Below are 24,231 nucleotides of genomic sequence, written 5' to 3' on the forward strand. Positions count from 1 at the left end.
CAATTTTTATTTTAGATTAATTTTGAAAACAGAAAAAAATTGCTTCCAATACTATTGAAAGCAATTTTGAAACTAAACTCAACTTTTAGTTGATAACCAATTTTGTTATTGCTGTCTTTCCTGCATTTTCTATTTTTACGAAATAAATTCCAGACGTCAGTCCTTGTAATGATATTTCACTAACTGCTTTAGTAACAATCTTATTTTTCAATGCTACTCCTGTTGCATCATAAATTGACACATTACTGTTGTTTGGAGCCTCTACATTTACAGCATCCGTTGCTGGGTTTGGGTATACTGATACGCCTTCTAAGGTGTTTTTAGACACTGAAGCTTCTGCATCTTTATATAAAAAACCGTCTACTCTCTGCGCTACTGTAAACCCCTCTTCTAGAGGATCTAAAGTTATTTGTGCCAATTGACCTGCTGATAGCGTTGGAAATTTTATCTTATCATCAGCGAAATTTTGGATTTTAACAGATGCTGTTTCCCAATCTGCATTTGCAGCACTAAACTCAACTGTATTTACACCAAGATTATCGATATCAAAAATCAACGTTCCAGTTCCTCTTAAATCTAAAGAACCAATCGTCTGAGCACTATTAAACTCAATTGTCGAAGTGGCTGTACCTGTTTTTTCTAATTCTCCAGAAAGTGAATTCGCACCATTCAATATCAAAGTTTGGTCCGAATCATCATTCATATACAATTTAGACCCAGATGGAATAAACTTATCCACCCCAGCTGTATTAACGGTTAGCGTACCATTGTCTTCATATTCAATATTCCCAGTAAAAGCACTCAGATCTGCATTTACACCAAAAATATAACCACCTGTAGATGCTGCATGATCAAACAAACGAATATCTTTTGCACCTGTTACTACTCCATCAAATTCAAAAGTAGCCAAACTAGAATAGTTTCTCAATTTTAAAATTTGATCTAATTGCAATGTACTATTTGACCCCATTTTGATACCTTGATCTGCAGTACCCGTAATATCGGTGTTTTTGACTGAAGCCTGAGCGTAAATCACTTTACAATCGACAATAAACAGTGCATCTTTATTCTGATACAAACCAGCATCTCCGTTAAATGTAATAGCGCTACCACCTGTACTAGATAGTGTATAACTTGTTGTATTTGAATCAGATCTTAGAAACCTTAACGAGATATCTTCATCTAAAGTTACATCTGCTTGTATAAAAACATTATCACCTGCAACCGGTTTGGTATCATCAGACCAATTGGTCGCTGTGCTCCATAGCGCATCTGTAGTTCCGTTAAAAGTTCTATCTGCCTGAGCATTTCCGTTTTGATTTGCAAACAGTATTGCAACCAATAAATTTGTAAAAAGTAATTTTTTAATCATGTTAATAATCTTTTAGGTTAGTTCAAATACAAAATAACAACCAACATAAAAAGATCATGTACCTTACTGTAAGTTTAATGTAACCTCGTGTACGCAATACACTTACAACCAAAAAGAAACCAATAAATACAACGCTAAATAACGACCTTAAAAAAAGAATTATCAAAAGCCAAACATAAATAAAAAGGTGAATTCGTACAAAGCAGAATACAAAAAAACTATTCTACGAATTGCATCAAACCAAATCTATTGGGTTGATGTACATCTTTTTCAATGTCATAAATAGGAAATAAAGTAGAAGTAATTCTTCGCTCACCTTTTGTTTCATTTCTATCTTGCCTAACAACTAAAAAAGCCCATTTGTTACCATTTTTGGCAGGTACAATTTCACCTAAAAATCCGAATACAGAAAGTGGAATCTCCATTTCCATTGTCCATCCTTCATCGAGGTCAGAATCATCGTTAATAGTACCTTTGTAAGTTACTGCAGTTCTAAAGTCAGGATTGAAGGTTTTTAACCCCAGGTCTCTACCTTGATAGTAATTATTAAAGAACAAAATATCGTTGGATGCTTGGTACAAATTTACTTCAAACCCAAAATGAACATCTAAACTATCAGGAACGGGAATTACAAAAAACTCTGCGCAGTCATCAAAAAATGTTTTCCCATCACGTTTAGTTTCTCTAGCGTTGAGATATTTATCTTCGAATTCATAAAACAAATACAAACTTTTCTCGTTCCAAAGCATTCTAAACGTAGCCTTTTGATTGTCGGTTGGTTTGACATTGTTATAGATATAATCTAAGGTTCTTGATTCTGTACTTCCCCAAGAGTCTTCGTTCATCTTACCATCAATCAAAATAGTTTCTTGAGTTCGTGTAACATGAAAAATCTCTTGTTCACCCAACACAAGTTGTTTTTGACTAAACACCATTTTTGACATACAAATGATGATCGCGATAAATAATAGAATATTTTTGTTCATAAAAGATTAATGTTTGACAAAACAATCGTGATTCAACTGCTATGCTTCATTTGATTTTTCTCCACCATTTTTCACATGAGTGGCGTACTTACCTGGTGTAACACCATATTTCTGAAGAAATACTCTACTAAAATGCGGCCTACTCTTGAACCCAGTAAGCGTATATACTTCGTTGACTTTCATATCTTCATTTGCCAACAAACCAGCAGCTTTTTTAAGCCTATAATTCTTCAACAACTCAAAAGGTGTTTGACCTGTCAAGGCTTTTACTTTCTGGTAAAAATGAGTTCTATTTAGATATAAGTCTTTCACAAAACTGTTGAGATCTAAGTCTTGATTATCTAAATTATCATCAATTAACTTATACAACTTCTCAAGAAACAATACATCTTTTGAACTTTCTTCACCTGACTCTAATTTTAATGGGATATCTGTTTTAAATCGCTCTCTTAATGTTTTTCTGTTTTTTAAGATCGATTCGATTTTCGTTACTAAAAACTGAATATTGAATGGTTTTTTAACATAAGCATCCGCTCCATCCTGTAGTCCTTTTAATTGATCTTCAACCGATGTACTTGCTGTAAGCAATACTACAGGAATATGACTCGTTTTTATATCCGTTTTGATATGTTTACATAAGTCGAATCCATTCATAACTGGCATCAAAACATCACTTACTACAATATCGGGCCAATCATTTTCCATAGCTTTTATACACCCCTCGCCATCGACAAAAGTTTCTACTTCAAAAAACTCTGACAATATAGTTGAAACAAACTTCCTCATTTCACTATTGTCTTCTGCAAAAAACACTTTGGCACCCGAAAATTCTGGATCTACAATTATTTTTGAAAGACTCTTTGTTTTGTCTGTCGTTAGATGAGATACTATCGATTTTTCAGAAGTTAAAATTTGTTGCTCTTTATCTTCAAGTGTGGCATCATAGTCTTCGGTTACAATTGGTAATATAACCGTAAATTTTGTTCCTTCTCCGAATACACTTTCTGCAAAAATTTCACCATAATGCATATCTACCAGACGTTTTGCAAATGCCAATCCAATACCAGAACCACCTATATATTCACTATGTTTTTTTTCTGATTGATAAAAACGCTCAAAAATATGAACGATATCTTCTTCGTCAATTCCTCTTCCAGTGTCTTCAAAGGTGATTGTTACATTATTATCTTGTTGCCCAAATGTCACGATTACTTTATCCCCAGCATCTGTGTATTTAAAAGCATTGTTTAAAATGTTATTGCATATTTTTTCTAACTTGTCTCTGTCTGCAGAAACATAAACATTATCAACCTCTTCTTTCAATTGCAATGTTTTTTGATCTGTATGCGCCATAAATTGAAAATTCTCGACAATTTCTTCTACAAATGCATTAAAACTAAAGGTAGAAAATCGCATTTTCAACAAATTGGCATCTGATCTTTGAAAATCATGAACTTGATCTACCAATTGTGAGATTTTTTTAGATTGTCTTTGAACAATTGTCAATTTATCTGTGATGTCTGGATTGTTTTTAAAACGATCTAACAACAACGCAACGGGTCCAGAAATTAAAGTAAGAGGTGTTTTGATTTCATGAGATATATTTGAAAAAAAGCGCAATTTCGCATTGTTTATATTTTTTACATTGTCTATTTCTAATTGTTCTATCTCTACCTTATGATTCAGTTTTTGAATTTTAAAAATCACAGCACCAATTAAAGAGACAACCCCTAACAAAAGCACAAAATAAAGTAGGTATGCCAAATTACTTTTCCAAAAAGGAGGTACGATTGTAATCAGCAGTTTTCTCGGCTGCGTCCATTTCCCTAAAGAATTAGAGGCCATCGCTGTCAACTGGTAAGTACCTGGCTGCAATCCAGAATACGAAAGTGTTTTTTTATCAGAAGACACTGTTACCCAACCGTCTGTAATTGAACTGAACTTATATTTTATTTGATGATTCTTTGGATTGGAAAAATGCAAAGATGTTAGGTCAATTGAAAATACATTCTCGTTATATTTTAACTCAAGATGTTTTGTTTCGTTTAAACGTTGTTTTAACAACACTCTATTTTGAACCGTATCGTTTGAAACGATTGCATCGTTATGAATTTTTAAATTCTCAAATTCTAATCTAGGCAACGCTTCAGTGCGTGAAGCTGCTTTCGGATTGAAATAACACAACCCCTTATCCCCCGAAAATATCAACAGTTTATTTTTATAGCTTTTCGCATTAAAACCAAAATCTTCAAACGGAAGTCCTTCATCGATTGTAAACTTTCGAATGTGATTATCTTTCGTGTAAAATTTATTCAAACCAATATTTGTGCTAATCCACAAATTATTCTCCACATCAGATAAAAGTGATTTCACTACATTATTTGACAAACCATCTTTTTCTGAGATTGCCATAAATTTAGCATCAGCATCACTATCGATCACCTTACAAAAACCTCCACCTTCAGTACCTACATAAAACTCTTCATTCTGCAAGCGAATAGCACTTGTTACAAAATTACTTGATATCGAATACGCATTATTTACATCATGGGTAAATTGAGTTACCTCTACATCTTTCAAATCAGTATTAGAAGTATAATCTAATCGAAACAACCCATCTGAATCTGCTCCGAGCCAAATATATTTATGCAATGGATCGGCATAGACATTTCTTACTAGTGACAATTTTTTATCAGCAAATTTTGGATGGACAGCATTTATAGATTCAATATGTTTCACATCTCGTTTAGTATCCAAAGAAATTTTTATCACATCATTTGTTGTCCCTAACCAAATATTTCCATAAGCATCTTCGGCAAACGATCTTGGTGACATTCTCGAAAATATAGGAATACTCGTATCAATAATTTTCTCTTTTCGAAAAGCATCTTTTCTTATTCTATACAAACCCTTGGTTCCTAATCGAAACCATAAATCTTTTTTAGAATCAATAAATACATCTGTAACACGATTCTTGTCCTCTTCCGACAACTTGTAATTTACTTTTTCAAAGGACTTGGTCTTAAGGTTGTATAACTTCAATCCTCCTTTATTGAGTGCAATCAGTATTTTTTTTCCTTCGTAATTATGAAAACTATGAATTGCAGAAAAACTCATCTGTTGATTATTCTTCAAAGGATTTTTTAGATGTTTGAAAGGGTTTTCTTTGATGTCAAATTGGAAAACACCTTTATTGAAAGTAGACAACCAACAACCTCCTATCGATGAAAACAGCGCACCGCTTGCACGCAATAAACCATTTTTTTGATGCATCGTTTCATAGCCACAAGCCTCTCCCTTTACAAACTTATCGCTCTCCGAAATTTTCAACACACCATTGTCATTCATACCAAGCCATAAACTACCATATCTATCTACTCCTACACTCGTAAACACCTGATCATTTCTACGCGTATATTTCAACTCTATACTATATGAATTGTTCAAGTCTTTTTTATAGCTAAGTACACCAATTCCTCTATTAAGAGTTACCAATATAGTATTATTGTTATATCGAGAAATATCATTCGCCGCTTGAGAAAACTTAAAATCTTCATTAGAAATATCAGTGAACTTCTTAGAAATCACATTAAATAAATACAACCCTTCACTCGTCGAAAAGAGATAATGAAATTGATCTAACTTTTCTAAATCGTAGTATGATATATCTTCGATTGGAATGGTATATTTTGCTTCCAAAGAATAATCTTCAGAAAAAATCAAAATTCCATTTTTTTCTGTCACCGCTACAACAAACTTATTTTCTTTATCTACAAACTGTCGTCTTACAATAACCTCACTATCCCCATCGTTGGCATTCGGATAAATCGCATTGAATTTTTCAGTTTCGTAATTGTAGCGAGAGATTCCTTTATCAGTACCAATCCAAAGATCACCATTCTTATCTTCAACCATCGAGCGAACTCTATTACTCAACAATAATTTATTCCCAATGGTATTTTTATAAGTTTTCAATTTATAACCGTCGTACCTATTGAAACCATCATAAGTTCCAAACCACAGAAACCCTTTTGAATCTTCTAATATAGAGGTTACACCATTATGAGCCAGACCATCTGAAATTGTGATGTTCTTTTTTACAAGTAATTCTTTGTCTTGCGCAAAAGAATTTAGAATTACAAATAGTAACAATAATATGCTAAGCTTGTTTTTTGAACTCAAAATCGAAAGTTTAGTTTAAAGTATCGTTGTACATTCTCTATGGACACAAAACAAATGTAATCTATTTACAGAAATAATTAAAACACAAAAAAACTCGAAACAAATTTGTTAGTAGTTTTTCGAAAATACGGGATTTTGCAAATGCAAATGTCTTAAAAAGCAAAAAACCACCAAACAAGTTTGGTGGTTTTTTATTGTCAAGCTTTGCGCTTGTTTGCGGAGAATGAGGGATTCGAACCCCCGGAGGTGTGACCCTCAACAGTTTTCAAGACTGCCGCATTCGACCACTCTGCCAATTCTCCAAGTGTCTCATCAGGTATTCCCTGAATGCGGATGCAAATATACACTCATTTTACAATTTCATCAAACTTTTTGAAGTTTTTTTTGAAGTTTTTTTTTAGTTCTAAAAATAACTATCTGATTCTAAAAAAAATAAGTTTTAATTATTGTAACCTATCTTTTTAAAAACGTAACCCAATGGAACAATTATTAGAAAAGAAACACTCCAAATTCCTGAACCTAAAGAAGCAAAAAACAATGAAAACAATCCTGCACAAGGTTCTGGTAACAAAGAGTATAAAAGTTTTTTTTCTTCCGCTTCATTTATTTGATCTGAAGTAAGCTCATTTTTTCTTGCATACAACCAGTTATATGCACCAATAAAACCGGCTAACGCTAGAAAGAAACTCTGCATCTGTAAAGCAAACACCATGCCTTCGTAAATTGTTTCTAAGCGCAAAAAATACAAATACAACATCAAACATGACATTTGAAAAATTGTAAGCGCTGCGTGCATAGGAGAACTTTTCACTAAATTCCCCAACTGTCTGTTGAACTGTATCCAATAAACAACAATCATCAACAAACCTATAAACAAAGAAGCTAAAACCATCAGATGCTCACTATAACTTTCAGATAATGTTCCAATATTTAATTTTGAATCTTCTGGTGAAGGTAGCATTGAAAACAAATCAAAAATCAAAAACGCGTACAGAACGTTTACAATAATAACCAGACTATTCAGTATTCCTTTTCCTCTTTCTAGCTCAGCTTTACTAAATTTTTCTTTTTTTACTCCAAACATATGCTTCTAATTTGTGTTGACCTAATCGTAAAAATAACACTTTCAAAGCATTAAAGTAAAAACTTCTATTAAGTAAAATCGAACTACAAATTGGTTAACCAATTAAATTAATCCTACATTTGCAACAAATTAGTACTATGGGATTTGAATACGATTGGATTGTTTTAATAATTATTGGTGTTTTTGCGGGTGCATTGAACACCTTGGCAGGAGGAGGCTCACTCATTACACTGCCATTTTTAATTTTTTTAGGCTTGCCTCCATCGGTAGCAAACGGAACCAATAGAATTGCCATTTTATTTCAAACAGCATCAGCCGTTTCCGGTTTTAGAAGCAAAGGAATTAATACGTTTCCATTTAGTCTCTATATAGGAGCTTCTGCCTTTGTTGGTTCGATCGTTGGAACTCAAATAGCCATCGATATCAAAGGTGACACTTTCAATAAAATTCTTTCCATCATTATGATTGTCGTGGTGCTATTGATTGTATTCAAGAAAAAAAATCTTGACATACAAAACCTATCAGAAAGAACAACAGGGAAACATTTATGGCTTTCTGTTGTTGCATTTTTCTTTGTTGGGATCTATGGTGGATTTATCAATGCCGGAATCGGGTTTATTATGCTGTTAGTTTTACCGATGATCAACCGATTGTCTTTGGTAAAAGCAAACGCTACAAAAGTCACGGTTGCTTTTATCTACACGACTATTGCGGTTGTGTTATTTGTACTGAACGACAAAATAAATTGGAAATACGGACTTATTCTTGCTATTGGCAACTCAACTGGTGCTTGGCTTGCAAGTAGATATACTGTAAAAAAAGGAGATGGTTTTATTAGAATTGTATTGCTCGTTGTAGTAAGCGCAATGGCGGTAAAACTTTGGTTTTTCTAGTTTTGTTTCCACTCCAAACTTTCCATTAATTTCACCACGTCTTTTCTGATATAATTTACAGCAGGCAAAATAGAATCATAATTTGGTTTTGCATAAAAATAGAGCGCTCCAGTCATGAAATTTTTCACAGAATCTGTTGCATGAAATTGAATCTGGGTAGCAGCATTCCCATACACCTCGAACAACTTTCCGTACACTTTTTTTTCTTGGTTTTCATAAGGAACCGACTGAATATCATCTGCCTTAATCATGTGTTTGAAAGTCAATTTTTCTGCATCTTTCATTAGCAATACTAAATTATTTTCAACTGGTTTATAAGTTAAAACCAAGGTTGCTTTTAATTTAGAATACTCAATATCTAAAGAACCTTTTTGTTTTTTTATTACGGTTGCAGCATTGGAAAAACTAAAAACAAATGGATACTGAGAATCTTCAAATTTTTGATAACCTACTTCTTTATAATCCAAACGCAACAAGGCGTTCGGTTTCGGCTGCACTTCATTTTTACAGGCTACCACACTAAAAAACACTATTATTAGACCAATAAACCGAATCATAGCAAAGTAACTTTAACTCGTTTGACTCTTTTTCTATCTACGGCTTCTACAATAAATGAATAGTTTTCAAAAATAATTTTTTCATCTCTTCGTGGAAATCTTCCAGTAACTTCTAATATAAAACCTGCGATTGTTTCAGATTCACCTTTATTTTTTTCAAAAGGTTCTGGATCTATAGACAATACTTTATAAAAATCTTTCAGTGCTGTTTTTCCATCGAAAACATAATTATTGGCATCAATTTTAGAATAAATCAAATCATCGGTATCGTACTCATCACTGATTTCACCAACAATCTCCTCAATTACATCTTCCAAAGTTACCAAACCGCTAGTACCACCATATTCATCTACAACGATTGCCAAGTGATTTTTTTTCTCTTGAAACTCAGACAGCAAATCGTCTAATTTTTTATTTTCAGGCACAAAATAAGGTGCTCGAATAAGGGTTTGCCAATTGAAATCTTTTTTTGTGATATGAGGCAACAAATCTCGTGCGTACAACACACCAATTACATCATCTACATTTTCGTGATATACTGGATTTCTAGAGAAACCATTTGAAATAATCTGCTCTAGCATGGCTTGAAATGGCATCTCATCTGAAACAGCAAAAATATCAATTCTCGGAGTCATTACTTGCACTGTTTCGGTACTTCCGAAGGCAACGATTCCCTCTAAAATATTTTTTTCATCTTTCGTAGTTGCATCATCAGAGGTTAACTCTAACGCCTGTGAAAGAGTTTCTACAGATAAATTGGTATTCTTTTTCTCAAATCGATTCTCAACAAAGCCTGTCAAACTTGTCAACAAATAACTCAAGGGTGATAAAAATTTATTTAAAATCGACACTGGTCGTACCATAAACAACGAAAAGCTCATCGCATTTCGTGTCGCGTATACTTTTGGTAAATCCTCTCCGAATAGCAGTATCAAAAACGTGATGAGTATCACTTCTATGAAAAAACGAATTCCTTCATCTAACTCAGACATGAACACGCTACCCAAAACAGAAAACAACAACACAATTAAAATATTGATAAAGTTGTTGGTGATAAGAATTGTGGCCAATAATTTTTTTGGTTTACTCAATAGATCTAGCACTATCTTGCCATTGGATGACTCACTTTTTGTGATTTCATCTAGAGTGGTTTTTGACAATGAGAAAAAAGCTACTTCAGCACCAGAGATCATTGCAGATGAAATTAGCAATAAAACTAAGACAAGTATATCAATTACTAAATACCAAGGTATGGTTTCTAAAAAAGTGTAAATGGGTTCTGGGTCCAATATTAAAATTTATAATTACTACTAAAAAGGTAAATCATCTTGAATTTCCTTTTCTGAATTGTTTGTTATTTGTGAATTTGTCTGGTTGCTTTCTGGTCCGTTTTTGGCTGATAAAAAAGTCATATCTACCACATGTATCTCGGTAGCATATCTTTTCACCCCATCTTGCTCCCATTGCCTCGATTTTAATTTACCTTCACAATAAATCTTATCTCCTTTGCTCAAATATTTCTCACAAATCTCAGCAAGTTTATTTTTTACAACAATAGTATGCCATTCGGTGTTGGTAATCTTTGCACCTGTTTCTTTATTGGTGTACGTTTCATTCGTTGCAATAGGAAAACGACCAATACTTCCTCCTCCTTCAAAATAATGCACTTTTACCTCGTCACCTAAATTTCCAATTAGCATAACTTTGTTTAATGTCCCTGCCATAATATTCTTTGCTTTATCAAAAATAATAAAAAAAGAGATTTGTTAACCTTTTACTCCTTCGAATTCTTCGTTTTTATCCGTTTCTCAATTCTTATCATTAAAACCATATTCTTGAATAAAACGTTCAACCAGTCTCGGTACGGCAAATTCTTTTATTTTTTCAATAGGCAACAAATCTTCATGATTGCTATTAGATTTTAGCACCCAGAATTTCGTATACAAATGTTGATGCGACAATTTATGCACCCATTCTTGTTTATTGAACAATTCGATAGATTGTGTTTCTTCACTTATTTCTTGAAAATCTGCCCTGGCAATTAATTGATCTAACTCAATCGAATTTTCGCTTTCAATCAACGGAAACTGAAACAAGTTCTCCCATATACCTTTTCCTTTTCTTTGAGTCAATATTGTTTGGTTAGCATCTGTAATCACCACAAGAAAATTAAAATACCGTTTCTTTATTTTAATCTTTTTTTCTTTAACGGGTAACTGTTTTATGGATTGTTGTCTCAACGCTTCACATCCGCCTACAAGAGGACATACACTACAATCGGGATTCTGAGGTGTGCATTGTAATGCACCAAAATCCATGATCGCTTGATTGTACCTACCAGGATGATCGGTCTCTAGTAAAGATTGAGCCAAGATTTTAAACTCTTTGATTCCTTTTGCAGAATTTATAGGAGTATCAATGCCAAAATATCTTGCCAAAACACGAAACACGTTTCCATCAACTACCGCAGTTTTTTCATTATAACATATTGAGGCAATTGCAGAAGCCGTATAATCACCTACTCCTTTTAGTTGCAATAATTCTTTATAAGTAGCTGGAAACTTACCTTCTAACTCATTTACTATAAATTTAGCAGAGAAATGTAAATTACGAGCTCTAGAATAGTACCCCAATCCTTGCCATAATTTCAACACCTCATCTTCATGAGCAGCCGCTAAATCGAAAACTGTAGGAAAGGATTCTAAAAACCTATGATAATATGCAGTTCCTTGCGCTACACGTGTTTGCTGTAAAATAATTTCTGACAACCAAACTGAATAAGGATTCTTATTTTTTCTCCATGGCAAGTCACGATTTATCGACAAATACCACGATTCCAACAAGTTACAAAATCGCATAAATAAATTTTAATTCTGCAATAATACATCATTTATTGTATTAAATTTTAATGATTTAGCTTTTTGAAGTTGATTAATTATCATATATTTGCACCCTCAAAAAAATATAACAACACATTAGAATTTAGATTAAGATGACAAAAGCGGATATTGTATCAAGTATTTCAGACAAATCAGGAATTGAAAAAGCAGATGTTTTAGCAACTGTAGAAGCGTTTATGAGTGAAGTAAAAGGTGCATTGGAGAATGGAGACAATGTATACTTAAGAGGTTTTGGTAGCTTCATTATCAAAACAAGAGCTGAAAAAACAGGAAGAAATATTTCTAAGAACACTACTATTAAAATTCCTGCACACAACATCCCAGCATTTAAGCCTGCGAAAACTTTTGCAGAAGGAGTAAAAAACAACGTACAAGTAAAGTAATTTACTTAAAATTATTAACCAAATCTGTGCAATAATCAGATTTATAAAACAGAAAAATTATGCCAAGTGGTAAGAAAAGAAAGAGAGCAAAAATCTCTACGCACAAACGTAAGAAAAGAGCAAGAGCTAACAGACACAAGAAAAAGTAATTTTAATTACTTTTTCTTGTTGTTTATAGCAAGTTGCGTTCATTGAAAAAGAAATTTTAAGAAATTAAAATTTCGTTAGGGTAATATACCCTGTATTAAATTTAATCCATCTATGTAAGAAATACTTCTTATGTAGTTAAAACTATTCGGAATGAAACTAGAATTGATAATCCGTTCAAATTCATCTGATATTGATTTTGCGCTGCTAAAAGATGGTAAACTTATTGAATTTAATAACGAAACTAACAACAATAAATTTTCTGTAGGTGACATATTTTTAGCCAAAACAGGAAAAATATTAAGTGGTTTAAATGCCTCATTTGTAAATGTAGGTTATCCAAAAGATGGTTTTTTACATTACCATGATTTAGGGCCACAAGTAAACTCGTTACAAAAATTCATTAAAAAAGTAAGTACAGGTAATTACAAAGATTACACTTTAAAAAACTTCCAATTTGAAAAAGACATTGACAAAAGTGGAAGTATCGATCAAGTTCTCAAATCAAAACAAAATGTACTCGTACAGATTGTAAAAGAACCCATATCTACAAAAGGTCCTAGAATCAGTTCAGAGATTTCTATAGCCGGTAGATATTTAGTTTTGGTACCTTTTTCTAAAAGAGTATCTGTATCGCAAAAAATCGAAGACCCAAAAGAAAAAGACCGTTTAAAGCGTCTTGCCAAAAGCATTAAACCTGCTGGATTTGGAGTTATATTGCGAACAGTAGCTGAAGGAAAAAAAGTTGCTGAATTAGACAAAGACTTACAGAACTCACTAGAACGTTGGAAAGAAATGTGCGGAAAAATCGCAAATTCAAATACACCAACAAAAGTATTGAGTGAACTGAACAGAGCATCTTCAATTTTAAGAGATGTTTTAAACGAATCTTTTACAAGTATCGTTACAAATGACGAGGCATTGTTTGAAGAAATCAACGACTATTTACAAGAAATATATCCTGAGAAACAGTCTATTTTAAAAATGCACACTGGAAAATCTCCGATATTTGAAAAATACGGGATTGAAAGACAAATAAAATCTGCATTCGGACAAACTGTTTCTATGAACAAAGGTGCTTATTTGGTAATTGAACATACCGAAGCATTGCATGTTATTGATGTAAATAGCGGAAACAGATCGAACAAAGCAAATTCTCAAGAAGAAAATGCCTTAGAAGTAAATTTAATTGCAGCTACAGAAATAGCGCGTCAATTGCGTTTACGTGATATGGGAGGTATTATCGTAGTAGATTTCATCGATTTACATTCTAATGAAAATCGTCAGAAACTATACGAGCATTTAAAAAATGAGATGTCGTTCGACAGAACAAAACACAAAATATTACCGCCTAGTAAATTTGGATTGATTCAAATTACTAGACAGAGAGTACGTTCAGAGATGAACATCAAAACAAAAGAACCCAACCCAAGCGTAAAAGGTGAGGTTGAGGCACCGATTGTTATGATTGACAAATTTGACGTAGAATTGAATCGATTACTAGCAAGCAAAAACAAAGACAAAAAAATTGAACTTCATGTTCATCCTTTCGTGGCTGCTTACTTGAAAAAAGGACTTATATCTGAACAAATAAAATGGTTCTTAAAACACAAAAAGTGGATCAAAGTAATACCAAGAGATGCTTATCAATATTTACAATACCGATTTAAATTTAATCGTTAAACTGTAAGTATTAGCAAAATAATATATCAAAAAAAAGCACCAAGTCTTCATTGACTTGGTGCTTTTTTGTTTTACAACACAACCTGTTTTGTATAATCATCAACAGATCCCTGCCTGCCTTTTAGAGCTCCTTTTTTAGTCTTACAACTACTAGTATCTGCATCAAATATAAAAATGCTTCCTAACAACTGTTCTTCTTCTGGTATACCTAATAAAGATTTGAATTGCACATCTCGAAGTGTACCACCACTAGACCAATAATTCTCATATCCTAAATCGGTTGCAGTTAATAACATATTTTGAATTGCAGCAGCCGTTGCTGCTACATGCTCAATATTTTGCAAAGCTACTTTTTCTGAATTGGTGCCATCTATCTCAGGAGTCCAAGTAACCTGAATCAATGTTTGCGCAGCACGCAACATTTGAATTATCTTTCCGCCATCAATATCGTTCTTTATATAATAATCAGCCAATTTTCTACAACTCACACCATCCAACACATAAAACCTCCAAGGCGCCAACGATTTCAACTCCTTAGAAGCGCTGTTAGGGTGGATATAATGGAAAGGTGCTTTACCTCCCATTTCTAAAATTTTTTGAACATCAGATTTTATGTCTCTGATTAGAATATTTTCATCACTCATCACCTTTAAGGTTCTCCGAGCTTCGATGACTTTTTGCAATTCCATCTCTTATTTTTCCAAGATTTTTTCAATTCTATTTAATGTCTCTGCATCAAAATCTAAACAATCAAGCGCTTTAACACTATCTAACAACTGTTCGCTTCGACTTGCTCCCACTAGAACAGAAGTTATTCTATCATCTCTTAAAATCCATGCTATTGCCATTTGGGCTAATGTCTGATTCCTCTCCTCAGCAATTATATTCAACTCTCTTACTTTATCTAAATATTCATTGATCTGTTCTTTTTTCAAATATCGACCGTCTTTTACAGCTCTTGAATTTTCAGGAAAACCATCTAAATATTTATTAGTTAACACACCTTGACGTAAAGGAGAAAACGCGATTCCGCCAACGCCATTATTCTCTAACACATCTAACAAACCATCTTCTACCCAACGATCTAGCATGTTATAACGTGGCTGATGAATCAAACATGGAGTTCCCAATTCTTTCAACACCTTAAAAGCCTTATCAGCCTCTTCTGCTTTATAGTTAGACAAACCGACATATAGCGCTTTTCCTTGACGCACTATATGATCTAAAGCTCCCATTGTTTCTTCAATCGGCGTATCTGGATCTGGTCTATGGTGGTAAAAAATATCTACATATTCTAAATTCATTCGTTTCAAACTCTGATCTAAACTAGAAATTAAATATTTTCTAGATCCGAAATTTCCATAGGGTCCAGGCCACATATCAAACCCAGCTTTGGTAGAAATAATCAATTCATCTCTATATTGTTTAAAATCTTTATTGAAAATAGCACCGAAATTCTCTTCAGCACCTCCATACGGAGGACCATAATTATTTGCCAAATCAAAATGGGTAATTCCATTATCGAAAGCCGTTTGTAAAATAGTACGTGCATTCTGAAAATCATCTGTAACACTGAAATTATGCCACAACCCTAAAGACAACGCAGGCAACAACAAACCACTTTTTCCGGTTCTACGATACATCATTTTGTCATACCTCGTTTCTTTCGCTTGATATACCTCATCTTGAGGTACTCTATAATCTATACTCATACTGTAAAATTTAATGCGTAAACTTACTAAATTGTATTCTATTTTAAGAATTCATTTGTTATCAAATTAACGTAGTATTGTAATTCTTTGTAAGTGCGTATCCTGTTTTATGACCAACACCCAAATTACACCCATGAACATTCCCCAAAAAACACTTCCGCTAATCATAATATCGCAATTTTTATGTACCTCACTCTGGTTTGCAGGAAATAGTATTATCTCTGATCTTATACAAGCATACAATCTAGACACAAATGCATTAAGTTATGTTACCTCATCAGTACAATTTGGCTTTATACTCGGTACTTTATCTTTTGCTTTGTTAGCAATTAGTGACAAATATGCACCTTCCAAAATATTCTTTATTTGTGCCTTATTCGCAAGTATTTTCAATTTAGGCATTCTCATACCCACAAACACTCTCAGCAACATTTTGCTCTTTCGATTTCTAACAGGATTTTGTCTTGCTGGAATTTACCCGATTGGAATGAAAATAGCAGCGGACTACTTTGAAAAAGGACTTGGAAAGTCTCTCGGTTGGTTGGTGGGAGCACTTGTTTTAGGCACCGCTTTTCCACATTATATTAAACTAATGGCTACCGATTACCCTTGGCAATATGTTCTTATCACAACTTCTTTATTGGCTTCATTTGGAGGTTTATTGGTTTTGATTTTTATAAAAAAAGGCCCCTATTTCAAAAAAAACAACAGCACACCGAAACTCAATAGCATCCCAATGCTATTCAAAAAGAAACGGTTCAAGCAAGCTGCGGTAGGATATTTTGGACACATGTGGGAATTGTATGCTTTTTGGGCGTTTGTTCCATTAATGATTGAAATTTTCAACAACACCACCCAAAATAACCTTTCGGTTCCTTTGTATTCTTTTGTTGTTATCGGTTTAGGGGGGCTATCTTGCGTAATTAGCGGATATCTTTCTGAACCTTTTGGTGTCAAAAAAACAGCTACCTACTTTTTGATCGTCTCAGGTATATGTTGCTGTATCTCTCCTTTTATTTTTCATTTTCCAAGCATTGCATTTCTAGCTTTTTTAAGTCTTTGGGGTTTTGTTGTGATAGGCGACTCTCCTCTATTCTCCACTTTAATCGCGACGAATACTTCAGCAGAAACAAAAGGAACAGCTTTGACCATTGTAAATTGTATTGGGTTTTCTATCACAATCGTTAGTATTCAAACTTTGAGCTTTTTACATCTTTCATATGATACGAATTTCATATTTTTAATTTTGGCAATTGGCCCTATCATTGGAAGCGTCAACCTTCTACAAAAAAATGAAAAATGAAAATTAAATTAATGCTGTTATTCACCTTGTTAGGATTGAGTATCGCCTGTAAAAAAGAACATTCCCATTCTCACAAAACCACTACAAAACCGATTGTTGTTTTACCTGACGGAGGTAAAGAATGGAATGTATTTGGTGTAAAAATCATCGGAAAAATTTTAAGCGAAGACACACGAGGTGCCTATTCAGTAATCGTCACTGACACGCCGCCTATGGGTGGACCACCTCCTCACATACACAGTAACGAAGACGAACTGTTTTATGTGCTGAAAGGTCACTATGAATTTTATTGTGGTAATCAAACCATAGATGCTCCACAAGGAAGTTTAATTCAATTGCCAAAAGGGATTGCGCACCATTTTAAAAATATAGATACTATCACGGGAGTTACAATCAATACCATTACGCCTGGGGGATTTGAAAACTTCTTTGAAACCATTGCACAAATTTCAAAAAAAGGAAAACCGTCTAGACAGCAGATTGACTCTATTGCTAATTCCTTTGGTATGAAATTTATGAATTAAGCATATTTTCAATAGGTACCCTTCGACAGGCTCAGGGTACCGACAGGCTCTTGATCCGTAAGTTTCAAGGTACATATGGAATACTCGAGATCGAACCTATTAATAGACGGGCTGAACTTGTCGAATCTTAGGCTGGGATAGTCAATTGGTAGGCTGAGCCTGTCGAAGCCTATCTCGAAATTTCGAATATGAGAATTCCTCTAGAAACTTGAAGACTCAGTTTATCGAATCTTTCACTGATTCAGTCTCTTTGGAGATTGAGCTAGTCAATTGCAGGCTGAGCTTATCGAATCTTAGGCTGGAATGGTCAATTGGTAGGCTGAGCCTATCGAAGCCTATCTCAAAATTTCGTATATGAGAATTCCTCTAGAAACTTGAAGACTGAGCTTGTCCATTGGTAGACTGAGCTTGTCAAAGTCTCACTTCCTAAAACTTAACTTTAACCCATAAAAAAGCGACCCAGTAGGTCGCTTTTTAAAGTATATTCAATTTAAGTTATGCTTTTCTAACTCTTTCTGAAGCAGCAATTACTTTTTCTTTTAGACTTTGTTTGTAAGCAATTATTGTGTTTAATACTTCTGGGTTTGAAGCTCCGATAATTTGTGCCGCTAAAATCCCTGCATTTTTCGCTCCGTCCAAAGCTACTGTTGCTACTGGCACTCCACCAGGCATTTGCAATATAGATAAAACCGAATCCCATCCATCAATAGAATTTCTAGATTTCACCGGAACTCCAATTACAGGCAAAGGACTCATAGAAGCCACCATACCCGGTAAATGAGCTGCTCCTCCTGCTCCAGCAATGATTACAGAAACTCCTCTCAAATGTGCATTATTCGAAAATTCAACCAATTTTTCTGGAGTTCTATGCGCAGATACGATATCAACTTCATTCTCTATTCCAAATTCATTTAATATATCAATGGCATCTTGCATGATTGGAAGATCTGAATCGCTTCCCATTATAATCGCTACTTTCATCTTTTATTTTTTATTGATTTTTTAGATAAACTCTACATTCTTTACCTTGGTACACTGAGACTGTCGAAGTGTTATTTACTAATTACTTTAATCGTATTTTTTACCTGTTCAGCAACTTTTCTTGCCTCAGAAATATCTTCATTTACGATGGTAACATGTCCCATTTTTCTGAAGGGTCTTGTTTCTTTCTTTCCGTAAATATGTGGTGTCACTCCTTTTAATTGCAATACCTCTTCCATGTTTTCATAAAAAACATTTCCAGAGTAACCTTCAGCTCCGACAAGATTGACCATAATACCAGCCATTTTACTAGCAGTACTTCCTAAAGGTAAATTTAAAACGGTACGCAAATGTTGTTCAAACTGACTCGTTATTGATGCTTCAATACTATAATGCCCACTGTTGTGGGTACGAGGGGCTACCTCATTTACGATTACCTCGTCATCTTCTGTCTGAAACATCTCGACTGCCAACAAACCAACATGCTCAAAAGCTGCTGCAACTTGCAGGGCGACAGCGTTGGCTTTAGCTGCTACTTCTTCTGAAATTCTTGCTGGACAAATCACATATTCTACTTGATTCGCTTCAGGATGAAATTCCATTTCCACAACAGGGTACGTCTTTACTTCTCCACTTGCATTTCTCGAAACAATAACTGCTAATTCATTTTTAAAAGGAATCAAAGCTTCCGTAATGCATTCAGTATCTGCCAAGGCATCAATATCAGATTGATTTCTCACAATTTTCACACCAATTCCATCGTAACCAAATTGTGCAGACTTCCAAACAAATGGAAAATCAAAACTTTCAGCTTGCAATTCTTCCAAAGAATCAAAACGCTTGTGTGGTGATGTAGGAATTCCCTTTGATGCATAAAAGTCTTTCTGTTTTCCTTTGTGCTGAATTATTTCAATTACATTCGGCTGAGGATACACTTTTACACCTTCTTTTTCTAGCTGATACAAAGCATCTATATTTACATGCTCGATTTCAATAGTCAATATATCAACCTTTTTCCCGAATTGATAAACCGTATCAAAGTCTAATAAATCTCCTTGATGAAATTCATTACAATGTGCTGCACATGGAGCATCTGAAGATGGATCTAAAATTGCGGTATAAACATCAAATTTCTGTGTTTCAGCTAACAACATCTTACCCAGTTGTCCACCTCCTAAAACACCTAATTTAAAATCCGAAGAAAAGTATGCATTCATAAAAAATAAATTTGATGCAAAAATAGGTATCTTTTTGAATTATCTAACTTTTAAAAGTTACTAATTCTAAGTTCGTTTCCGCCACCCAATCGTTCAGCCTTGTATTGTTGTAAATCATATCTTACACCTGATACACTTATTTGATTTCCTTCGGCATCTTTCTCATAAGTTCTAGAGTAGCCCAATTGAAAGTCATAAAAAATTCCGTCTGAATCACAAGCATTGGTCATTTCAGGAAAATTACTGATATCCATTGGATTCGCACAGGATGTCAATTCAATATGAGGACAGGCCAAATCAAATGCCACGAACTCATCAACACTTTGCTCACCATTTCCCATATTATAAACAATCACTCCGCGATGACCCATATTTGGATACACCACATATTGATTCGGAATCAACAAATTTTGATTCTGAGGCAAGTTTAAATTAATGGTTGTGCTAAAGACGATATTCGGAATGAAATTCGTGTCTTCATATCCATCATCATGACAACTGCTAACAGCAAACACTATAAAAAGTAGGTAAAAATATTTTTTCATGATGCCTCGGGGTTTAAGGAAATTAGGCATGCAATTTACAAATAATTTGTATATTTGTCATCAATCTCATTCGCTATTCTACGCAATGAGATTTTGTTTTTATAAAAAGTAAAGGTTATGAGTGATATATCGTACTATTCACCTGAAGGGTTGAAAAAATTAAAAGATGAATTAGAGCATTTGGAATTGGTTGAAAGACCAAGAGTATCACAAGAAATCTCTGATGCCAGAGACAAGGGTGATTTGAGTGAAAATGCAGAATATCATGCCGCTAAAGAAGAGCAATCTTTATTAGAATTAAAAATTGCAAAACTAAAAAATGTGGTTGCCAATGCAAGAATTTTAGATGAGTCACAATTAGATTTGTCAAAAATATTGATTCATTCTGTGGTGAAACTTCGCAATACTGCAAACAAAATGGAATTTACCTACACTTTGGTTGCCGATTCTGAAACAGATATTAAAAATGGTAAATTATCTGTAAACTCACCTATTGGTAAAGGTTTATTAGGATTGAAAGTAGGTGAAATTGCCGAAATTCAAGTGCCTAGTGGAATCATGAAATTTGAAATTTTAGAAATTTCGAGATAGGCGACTTCGACAGGCTCAGTCTACCAATTGACAAGCTCAGCCAACTCATTTGTCAAGCGCAGACACAACCTAAAAAAATCCCGTCTAAATTTCGACAGATACTTGTTCTACCAAAATAATTTTAAAAAAGTACCCTGAGCTTGTCGAAGGGTATATTTTTTTAAAACAAATAACTCAACAAACAAAACTTCAATTGATGGAAACAATTTTCACTAAGATAATCAACGGAGACATTCCATCTTACAAAATCGCAGAGAATGAAAAATTTTACGCGTTTCTAGACATCAATCCAAATGCAAAAGGTCATACTTTGGTAATCCCTAAGACACCCGTTGACAAACTTTTTGATTTAGATGAAGCCACTTATAGCGCATTGTTCTCATACGCCAGAAAAATTTCTTTTGCCATCGAAAAAGTTGTGCCTTGTAACAGAATCGGATTGTCGGTAATCGGACTAGAAGTACCGCATGCTCACATACATTTGATCCCTTTAAACTCTATGCAAGATGCTAGCTTTTCAGCTCCAAAAACCAAAATGACACATGAAGAATTTGTTGCTCTTGCTGAAGAAATAGCCGAGAATGTAATTTAAATTAAAGGCATTTGAACTTCAAACGTTGCTCCTTTATCTAATTCAGATTTACGAACAAAGATTCTACCCGAATGATAATCTTCAACAATTCGCTTCGAAAGAGACAAACCTAAGCCCCATCCTCTTTTTTTGGTAGTAAAACCTGGAGAAAATATTTTTTTGAAATTATTCTTTGCAATTCCTTTTCCAGTATCCTGGACCGTAAGGATTGCTTTTTTATCTTGACGTTTCAACGAAACTACAAGCTTCCCCTTGCCAGCCATAGCATCTATAGAATTTTTTATCAAATTCTCTAATACCCATGTAAAAAGTTGATCGTTTGCACTGAGCAAAACTTCTTGCTCTTCTGCACTAAATTCAAAGGATATATTTTTCGAACTTCTCGACTCAAAATAGGATAGCGTAGTTTCAAGAATCGGTACAATGTTTAGTTGCTTTTTCTCAGGTACGGATCCGATTTTCGAAAAACGCTCGGCAATCACATTCAAACGAACTACATCTTTCTCAATTTCTGGAACAATATCTGGGACCGCATTTTGTAATTTCATCAACTCAACCCACCCCAACAACGACGATAAAGGCGTACCTATTTGGTGCGCAGTTTCCTTAGCCATCCCGGTCCATAATTTATTCTGCTCTGCAATTTTATTTGATTTCAACCCTAAATAAATCACTCCAGCAAACAAACTCAATATCAACAATAACAACAATGGGTAATACTGTAATCGTGTTAACAAATCAGAATTCCTATAATAAATTACATATTGTTTGTCTTCTAGGTAATTGATAGTAATAGGCGAGTTTTCACTCTTCATCAACTCTAACTGCTCTTGTAAATAAGCAACATCATTTTCTTTGTCTGTATCCAGATTTCGCTTCATTAAAATAGTACCGAGTTTATCAGTTACCAACATCGGAATATTGTGATTACTTTCTATAATTTTAGCCTCGAGTGAAAAATCTTGATCCAAATCAGCTGCCCCAAAACGATCATAGGCTTTTGCCAGAATCTCCATTTTAGATCGCTCATTTGTTTTGAATTTTTTAGAGAAATCATAGGTATTCCATAGTATCGAAGCTACGATACCAAAAGAAACAATTACCAAGATATATTTTGAAATTAGTTTGCCGTAAAAATTATCCATAAAAAAAAGTTACCCATGAAACTATAACAAGAACGAAAAAAAAAATCAATATTGCACATTATTTTCTAATAGTTTCGATTTTCAACCTCTGTTAATAAGTAATTACAAGAGTTGGTAAAAAAAAGCGTCACAAATGATAAAATATTTTAAATTTGTGTTACTTCACCAAGCGTGAGTAGTTAGAAAAAACTAATTTAATTTATATAGAAATGCAAGTAACAGGAAAAGTTAAATTGATTAATGCAGAGCAAACATTTGGAAGTAACGGATTCAGAAAACGTGAGTTGGTTGTTACTACTGATGAACAGTACCCACAACACATTTTAGTAGAATTTGTGCAAGACAAATGTGATTTATTAAACAACTTTAGCGTTGGGCAAGATGTAACTGTATCGATCAACTTAAGAGGTAGAGAGTGGGTAAATCCACAGGGAGAAACTAAGTATTTCAACTCTATTCAAGGATGGAGAATCGAGGCAGCTCAAGCAGCAGGTGCTCCAGCAGGAAACAATTTTGAAACAACTAGCGCTCCAGCAGCTAGCAGCAATGAACCAGATGATTTACCATTCTAAATTCATTGAAAAAATAATAAAAAGCTGTCTTTCTTAGACAGCTTTTTTTTTGAGTATTTACTACAAGAATTCAACATTTCTTTTAGCAAAGATTCTCAAAAAACTTATATTTGCACAAAAATTAAGCACATCATGCAATACAAACGAATATTACTAAAATTGAGTGGAGAATCGTTAATGGGGAAAAACCAATATGGTATTGACCCTACAAGACTTTCTGAATATGCTCAAGAAATAAAAGCCATCGTAGACAAAGGAATTGAAGTTGCCATTGTTATAGGAGGAGGAAATATTTTTAGAGGAGTTGCTGGTGCAAGTAATGGTATGGATCGTGTACAAGGTGACTACATGGGAATGCTTGCTACATGTATCAACGGATTGGCTTTGCAAAGCGCTATAGAATCTGCTGGAGTTAGTACTCGTTTGCAAACAGCCATTAAAATGGAACAAGTTGCTGAGCCATTTATCAAAAGAAAGGCAGTACGTCATTTAGAAAAAGGAAGAGTTGTTATATTTGGTGCTGGTACAGGAAACCCTTATTTCACTACAGACACTGCAGCAGTTTTAAGAGCTATTGAAGTTTCGGCTGATGTAATTTTAAAAGGAACTCGTGTTGATGGTATCTATTCTGCAGATCCAGAAAAAGAACCAACTGCCACAAAATTCGATACAATTTCATACCAAAACGTTTTAGACAAAGGATTAAAAATAATGGACTTAACGGCTTTTACCTTGAGTCAAGAAAATAATTTACCTATTATTGTATTTGATATGGACACTGAAGGAAATTTACAAAAATTACTTTCTGGTGAAAAAATAGGTACTGTAGTATCAGATCAATAACAACATATAAACACTGATT

Annotated in this window: 23 protein-coding genes and 1 tRNA gene; 9 read left to right on the forward strand and 15 right to left on the reverse strand. The window is 33.9% G+C overall.

Annotated features, from left to right (window positions below):
• Positions 1-85: 85 nt before the first annotated feature.
• The 5 genes from F6P99_RS01870 to F6P99_RS01890 all read right to left on the reverse strand — a co-directional run bounded on the left by F6P99_RS01870 (position 86) and on the right by F6P99_RS01890 (position 7,624).
• A complete protein-coding gene (locus tag F6P99_RS01870) occupies positions 86-1,372 on the reverse strand; it encodes a T9SS type A sorting domain-containing protein (protein ID WP_152285737.1) in 1,287 nt (428 codons plus the stop codon).
• Between the two features lie 218 nt (positions 1,373-1,590).
• The gene (locus F6P99_RS01875) at positions 1,591-2,358 is read right to left on the reverse strand and encodes a carbohydrate-binding family 9-like protein (RefSeq protein WP_152285738.1); all 768 of its coding nucleotides are present in this window, start codon (positions 2,356-2,358) and stop codon (positions 1,591-1,593) included.
• Positions 2,359-2,397: 39 nt separating this feature from the next.
• Entirely contained in the window at positions 2,398-6,540 is a 4,143-nt protein-coding gene (locus tag F6P99_RS01880) for an ATP-binding protein (protein WP_152285739.1), read from the reverse strand.
• A gap of 217 nt (positions 6,541-6,757) precedes the next feature.
• Positions 6,758-6,842, reverse strand: a tRNA-Ser gene (locus F6P99_RS01885).
• 137 nt (positions 6,843-6,979) lie between these two features.
• Positions 6,980-7,624 carry a hypothetical protein gene (locus F6P99_RS01890; protein ID WP_152285740.1) on the reverse strand — a complete coding sequence of 215 codons (645 nt, stop codon included), beginning with the start codon at positions 7,622-7,624 and terminating at the stop codon, positions 6,980-6,982.
• A gap of 137 nt (positions 7,625-7,761) precedes the next feature.
• On the opposite strand from F6P99_RS01890, the gene F6P99_RS01895 reads away from it, so the two are divergent.
• Positions 7,762-8,517 carry a sulfite exporter TauE/SafE family protein gene (locus F6P99_RS01895; protein ID WP_152285741.1) on the forward strand — a complete coding sequence of 252 codons (756 nt, stop codon included), beginning with the start codon at positions 7,762-7,764 and terminating at the stop codon, positions 8,515-8,517.
• On the opposite strand, the gene gldD is transcribed toward F6P99_RS01895, so the two are convergent.
• The 4 genes from gldD to mutY all read right to left on the reverse strand — a co-directional run bounded on the left by gldD (position 8,514) and on the right by mutY (position 11,932).
• A complete protein-coding gene (gldD, locus tag F6P99_RS01900) occupies positions 8,514-9,074 on the reverse strand; it encodes a gliding motility lipoprotein GldD (RefSeq protein ID WP_152285742.1) in 561 nt (186 codons plus the stop codon). The two genes, F6P99_RS01895 and gldD, sit on opposite strands and share 4 nt — an antisense overlap.
• Positions 9,071-10,267 carry a gliding motility-associated protein GldE gene (gene gldE / locus F6P99_RS01905; protein ID WP_317162571.1) on the reverse strand — a complete coding sequence of 399 codons (1,197 nt, stop codon included), beginning with the start codon at positions 10,265-10,267 and terminating at the stop codon, positions 9,071-9,073. Before gldE ends, gldD begins: the two co-directional genes overlap by 4 nt.
• A gap of 117 nt (positions 10,268-10,384) precedes the next feature.
• Positions 10,385-10,798 carry a single-stranded DNA-binding protein gene (locus F6P99_RS01910; RefSeq protein WP_152285744.1) on the reverse strand — a complete coding sequence of 138 codons (414 nt, stop codon included), beginning with the start codon at positions 10,796-10,798 and terminating at the stop codon, positions 10,385-10,387.
• 84 nt (positions 10,799-10,882) lie between these two features.
• Positions 10,883-11,932, reverse strand: coding sequence for an A/G-specific adenine glycosylase (mutY, locus tag F6P99_RS01915; protein WP_152285745.1), 1,050 nt, complete (start codon positions 11,930-11,932; stop codon positions 10,883-10,885).
• Between the two features lie 134 nt (positions 11,933-12,066).
• Here mutY and F6P99_RS01920 point away from each other — a divergent pair, with 134 nt between their 5' ends.
• Both F6P99_RS01920 and F6P99_RS01925 read left to right on the forward strand, forming a co-directional pair.
• Complete coding sequence (locus F6P99_RS01920) at positions 12,067-12,357, forward strand: HU family DNA-binding protein (protein WP_152285746.1); 291 nt, start codon at positions 12,067-12,069, stop codon at positions 12,355-12,357.
• Positions 12,358-12,657: 300 nt separating this feature from the next.
• Positions 12,658-14,187, forward strand: a complete 1,530-nt coding sequence (locus F6P99_RS01925; protein WP_152285747.1) for an Rne/Rng family ribonuclease — start codon at positions 12,658-12,660, stop codon at positions 14,185-14,187.
• A gap of 71 nt (positions 14,188-14,258) precedes the next feature.
• On the opposite strand, the gene F6P99_RS01930 is transcribed toward F6P99_RS01925, so the two are convergent.
• Both F6P99_RS01930 and mgrA read right to left on the reverse strand, forming a co-directional pair.
• Positions 14,259-14,876: a nitroreductase family protein gene (locus F6P99_RS01930; RefSeq protein WP_152285748.1), complete on the reverse strand. Its 618-nt coding sequence runs from the start codon at positions 14,874-14,876 to the stop codon at positions 14,259-14,261.
• A 3-nt stretch (positions 14,877-14,879) separates the two neighbouring features.
• Positions 14,880-15,899, reverse strand: a complete 1,020-nt coding sequence (gene mgrA, locus F6P99_RS01935) for an L-glyceraldehyde 3-phosphate reductase (RefSeq protein WP_152285749.1) — start codon at positions 15,897-15,899, stop codon at positions 14,880-14,882.
• A 133-nt stretch (positions 15,900-16,032) separates the two neighbouring features.
• Between mgrA and F6P99_RS01940 the strand changes: the two genes are divergently transcribed.
• Positions 16,033-17,202 carry an MFS transporter gene (locus tag F6P99_RS01940; protein WP_152285750.1) on the forward strand — a complete coding sequence of 390 codons (1,170 nt, stop codon included), beginning with the start codon at positions 16,033-16,035 and terminating at the stop codon, positions 17,200-17,202.
• Positions 17,199-17,726 (forward strand): cupin domain-containing protein, encoded by a 528-nt coding sequence (locus F6P99_RS01945; RefSeq protein WP_152285751.1) that lies wholly within the window; start codon positions 17,199-17,201, stop codon positions 17,724-17,726. Before F6P99_RS01940 ends, F6P99_RS01945 begins: the two co-directional genes overlap by 4 nt.
• A 495-nt stretch (positions 17,727-18,221) precedes the next feature.
• Here the strand turns inward: F6P99_RS01945 and purE are convergent, their stop codons facing one another.
• From purE to F6P99_RS01960, 3 genes are all read right to left on the reverse strand, one after another.
• On the reverse strand, positions 18,222-18,707 hold the full coding sequence (gene purE, locus F6P99_RS01950; protein ID WP_152285752.1) for a 5-(carboxyamino)imidazole ribonucleotide mutase: 486 nt from the start codon (positions 18,705-18,707) through the stop codon (positions 18,222-18,224).
• A gap of 71 nt (positions 18,708-18,778) precedes the next feature.
• Positions 18,779-19,924 carry a 5-(carboxyamino)imidazole ribonucleotide synthase gene (locus F6P99_RS01955; protein ID WP_152285753.1) on the reverse strand — a complete coding sequence of 382 codons (1,146 nt, stop codon included), beginning with the start codon at positions 19,922-19,924 and terminating at the stop codon, positions 18,779-18,781.
• A 50-nt stretch (positions 19,925-19,974) separates the two neighbouring features.
• A complete protein-coding gene (locus tag F6P99_RS01960) occupies positions 19,975-20,469 on the reverse strand; it encodes a hypothetical protein (protein ID WP_152285754.1) in 495 nt (164 codons plus the stop codon).
• Between the two features lie 117 nt (positions 20,470-20,586).
• Between F6P99_RS01960 and greA the strand changes: the two genes are divergently transcribed.
• A complete protein-coding gene (greA, locus tag F6P99_RS01965; RefSeq protein WP_152285755.1) occupies positions 20,587-21,060 on the forward strand; it encodes a transcription elongation factor GreA in 474 nt (157 codons plus the stop codon).
• Positions 21,061-21,256: 196 nt separating this feature from the next.
• Positions 21,257-21,652, forward strand: coding sequence for an HIT family protein (locus tag F6P99_RS01970; protein WP_152285756.1), 396 nt, complete (start codon positions 21,257-21,259; stop codon positions 21,650-21,652).
• On the opposite strand, the gene F6P99_RS01975 is transcribed toward F6P99_RS01970, so the two are convergent.
• Positions 21,649-22,797, reverse strand: coding sequence for a sensor histidine kinase (locus F6P99_RS01975; RefSeq protein WP_152285757.1), 1,149 nt, complete (start codon positions 22,795-22,797; stop codon positions 21,649-21,651). The genes F6P99_RS01970 and F6P99_RS01975 overlap by 4 nt on opposite strands.
• A 209-nt stretch (positions 22,798-23,006) precedes the next feature.
• Here F6P99_RS01975 and F6P99_RS01980 point away from each other — a divergent pair, with 209 nt between their 5' ends.
• Together F6P99_RS01980 and pyrH are read left to right on the forward strand one after the other, a co-directional pair.
• Positions 23,007-23,369 (forward strand): DUF3127 domain-containing protein, encoded by a 363-nt coding sequence (locus tag F6P99_RS01980; RefSeq protein WP_152285758.1) that lies wholly within the window; start codon positions 23,007-23,009, stop codon positions 23,367-23,369.
• Between the two features lie 132 nt (positions 23,370-23,501).
• Positions 23,502-24,212, forward strand: coding sequence for a UMP kinase (gene pyrH / locus F6P99_RS01985; RefSeq protein ID WP_152285759.1), 711 nt, complete (start codon positions 23,502-23,504; stop codon positions 24,210-24,212).
• Positions 24,213-24,231: the final 19 nt, after the last annotated feature.

The sequence above is a fragment of the Flavicella marina genome (genome assembly GCF_009193215.1).
In the GTDB taxonomy this organism is placed as follows: Bacteria; Bacteroidota; Bacteroidia; order Flavobacteriales; family Flavobacteriaceae; genus Flavicella; species Flavicella marina.

Excerpts from the sequence above, each read along its gene's own strand:
- F6P99_RS01870 (WP_152285737.1), bottom strand. The coding sequence starts at position 1,372 with ATGATTAAAAAATTACTTTTTACAAATTTATTGGTTGCAATACTGTTT.
- F6P99_RS01875 (WP_152285738.1), bottom strand. The coding sequence starts at position 2,358 with ATGAACAAAAATATTCTATTATTTATCGCGATCATCATTTGTATGTCA.
- F6P99_RS01890 (WP_152285740.1), bottom strand. The coding sequence starts at position 7,624 with ATGTTTGGAGTAAAAAAAGAAAAATTTAGTAAAGCTGAGCTAGAAAGA.
- F6P99_RS01895 (WP_152285741.1), top strand. The coding sequence starts at position 7,762 with ATGGGATTTGAATACGATTGGATTGTTTTAATAATTATTGGTGTTTTT.
- gldD (WP_152285742.1), bottom strand. The coding sequence starts at position 9,074 with ATGATTCGGTTTATTGGTCTAATAATAGTGTTTTTTAGTGTGGTAGCC.
- gldE (WP_317162571.1), bottom strand. The coding sequence starts at position 10,267 with ATGATCTCTGGTGCTGAAGTAGCTTTTTTCTCATTGTCAAAAACCACT.
- F6P99_RS01910 (WP_152285744.1), bottom strand. The coding sequence starts at position 10,798 with ATGGCAGGGACATTAAACAAAGTTATGCTAATTGGAAATTTAGGTGAC.
- mutY (WP_152285745.1), bottom strand. The coding sequence starts at position 11,932 with ATGCGATTTTGTAACTTGTTGGAATCGTGGTATTTGTCGATAAATCGT.
- F6P99_RS01920 (WP_152285746.1), top strand. The coding sequence starts at position 12,067 with ATGACAAAAGCGGATATTGTATCAAGTATTTCAGACAAATCAGGAATT.
- F6P99_RS01925 (WP_152285747.1), top strand. The coding sequence starts at position 12,658 with ATGAAACTAGAATTGATAATCCGTTCAAATTCATCTGATATTGATTTT.
- F6P99_RS01930 (WP_152285748.1), bottom strand. The coding sequence starts at position 14,876 with ATGGAATTGCAAAAAGTCATCGAAGCTCGGAGAACCTTAAAGGTGATG.
- mgrA (WP_152285749.1), bottom strand. The coding sequence starts at position 15,899 with ATGAGTATAGATTATAGAGTACCTCAAGATGAGGTATATCAAGCGAAA.
- F6P99_RS01940 (WP_152285750.1), top strand. The coding sequence starts at position 16,033 with ATGAACATTCCCCAAAAAACACTTCCGCTAATCATAATATCGCAATTT.
- F6P99_RS01945 (WP_152285751.1), top strand. The coding sequence starts at position 17,199 with ATGAAAATTAAATTAATGCTGTTATTCACCTTGTTAGGATTGAGTATC.
- purE (WP_152285752.1), bottom strand. The coding sequence starts at position 18,707 with ATGAAAGTAGCGATTATAATGGGAAGCGATTCAGATCTTCCAATCATG.
- F6P99_RS01955 (WP_152285753.1), bottom strand. The coding sequence starts at position 19,924 with ATGAATGCATACTTTTCTTCGGATTTTAAATTAGGTGTTTTAGGAGGT.
- F6P99_RS01960 (WP_152285754.1), bottom strand. The coding sequence starts at position 20,469 with ATGAAAAAATATTTTTACCTACTTTTTATAGTGTTTGCTGTTAGCAGT.
- greA (WP_152285755.1), top strand. The coding sequence starts at position 20,587 with ATGAGTGATATATCGTACTATTCACCTGAAGGGTTGAAAAAATTAAAA.
- F6P99_RS01970 (WP_152285756.1), top strand. The coding sequence starts at position 21,257 with ATGGAAACAATTTTCACTAAGATAATCAACGGAGACATTCCATCTTAC.
- F6P99_RS01975 (WP_152285757.1), bottom strand. The coding sequence starts at position 22,797 with ATGGATAATTTTTACGGCAAACTAATTTCAAAATATATCTTGGTAATT.
- F6P99_RS01980 (WP_152285758.1), top strand. The coding sequence starts at position 23,007 with ATGCAAGTAACAGGAAAAGTTAAATTGATTAATGCAGAGCAAACATTT.
- pyrH (WP_152285759.1), top strand. The coding sequence starts at position 23,502 with ATGCAATACAAACGAATATTACTAAAATTGAGTGGAGAATCGTTAATG.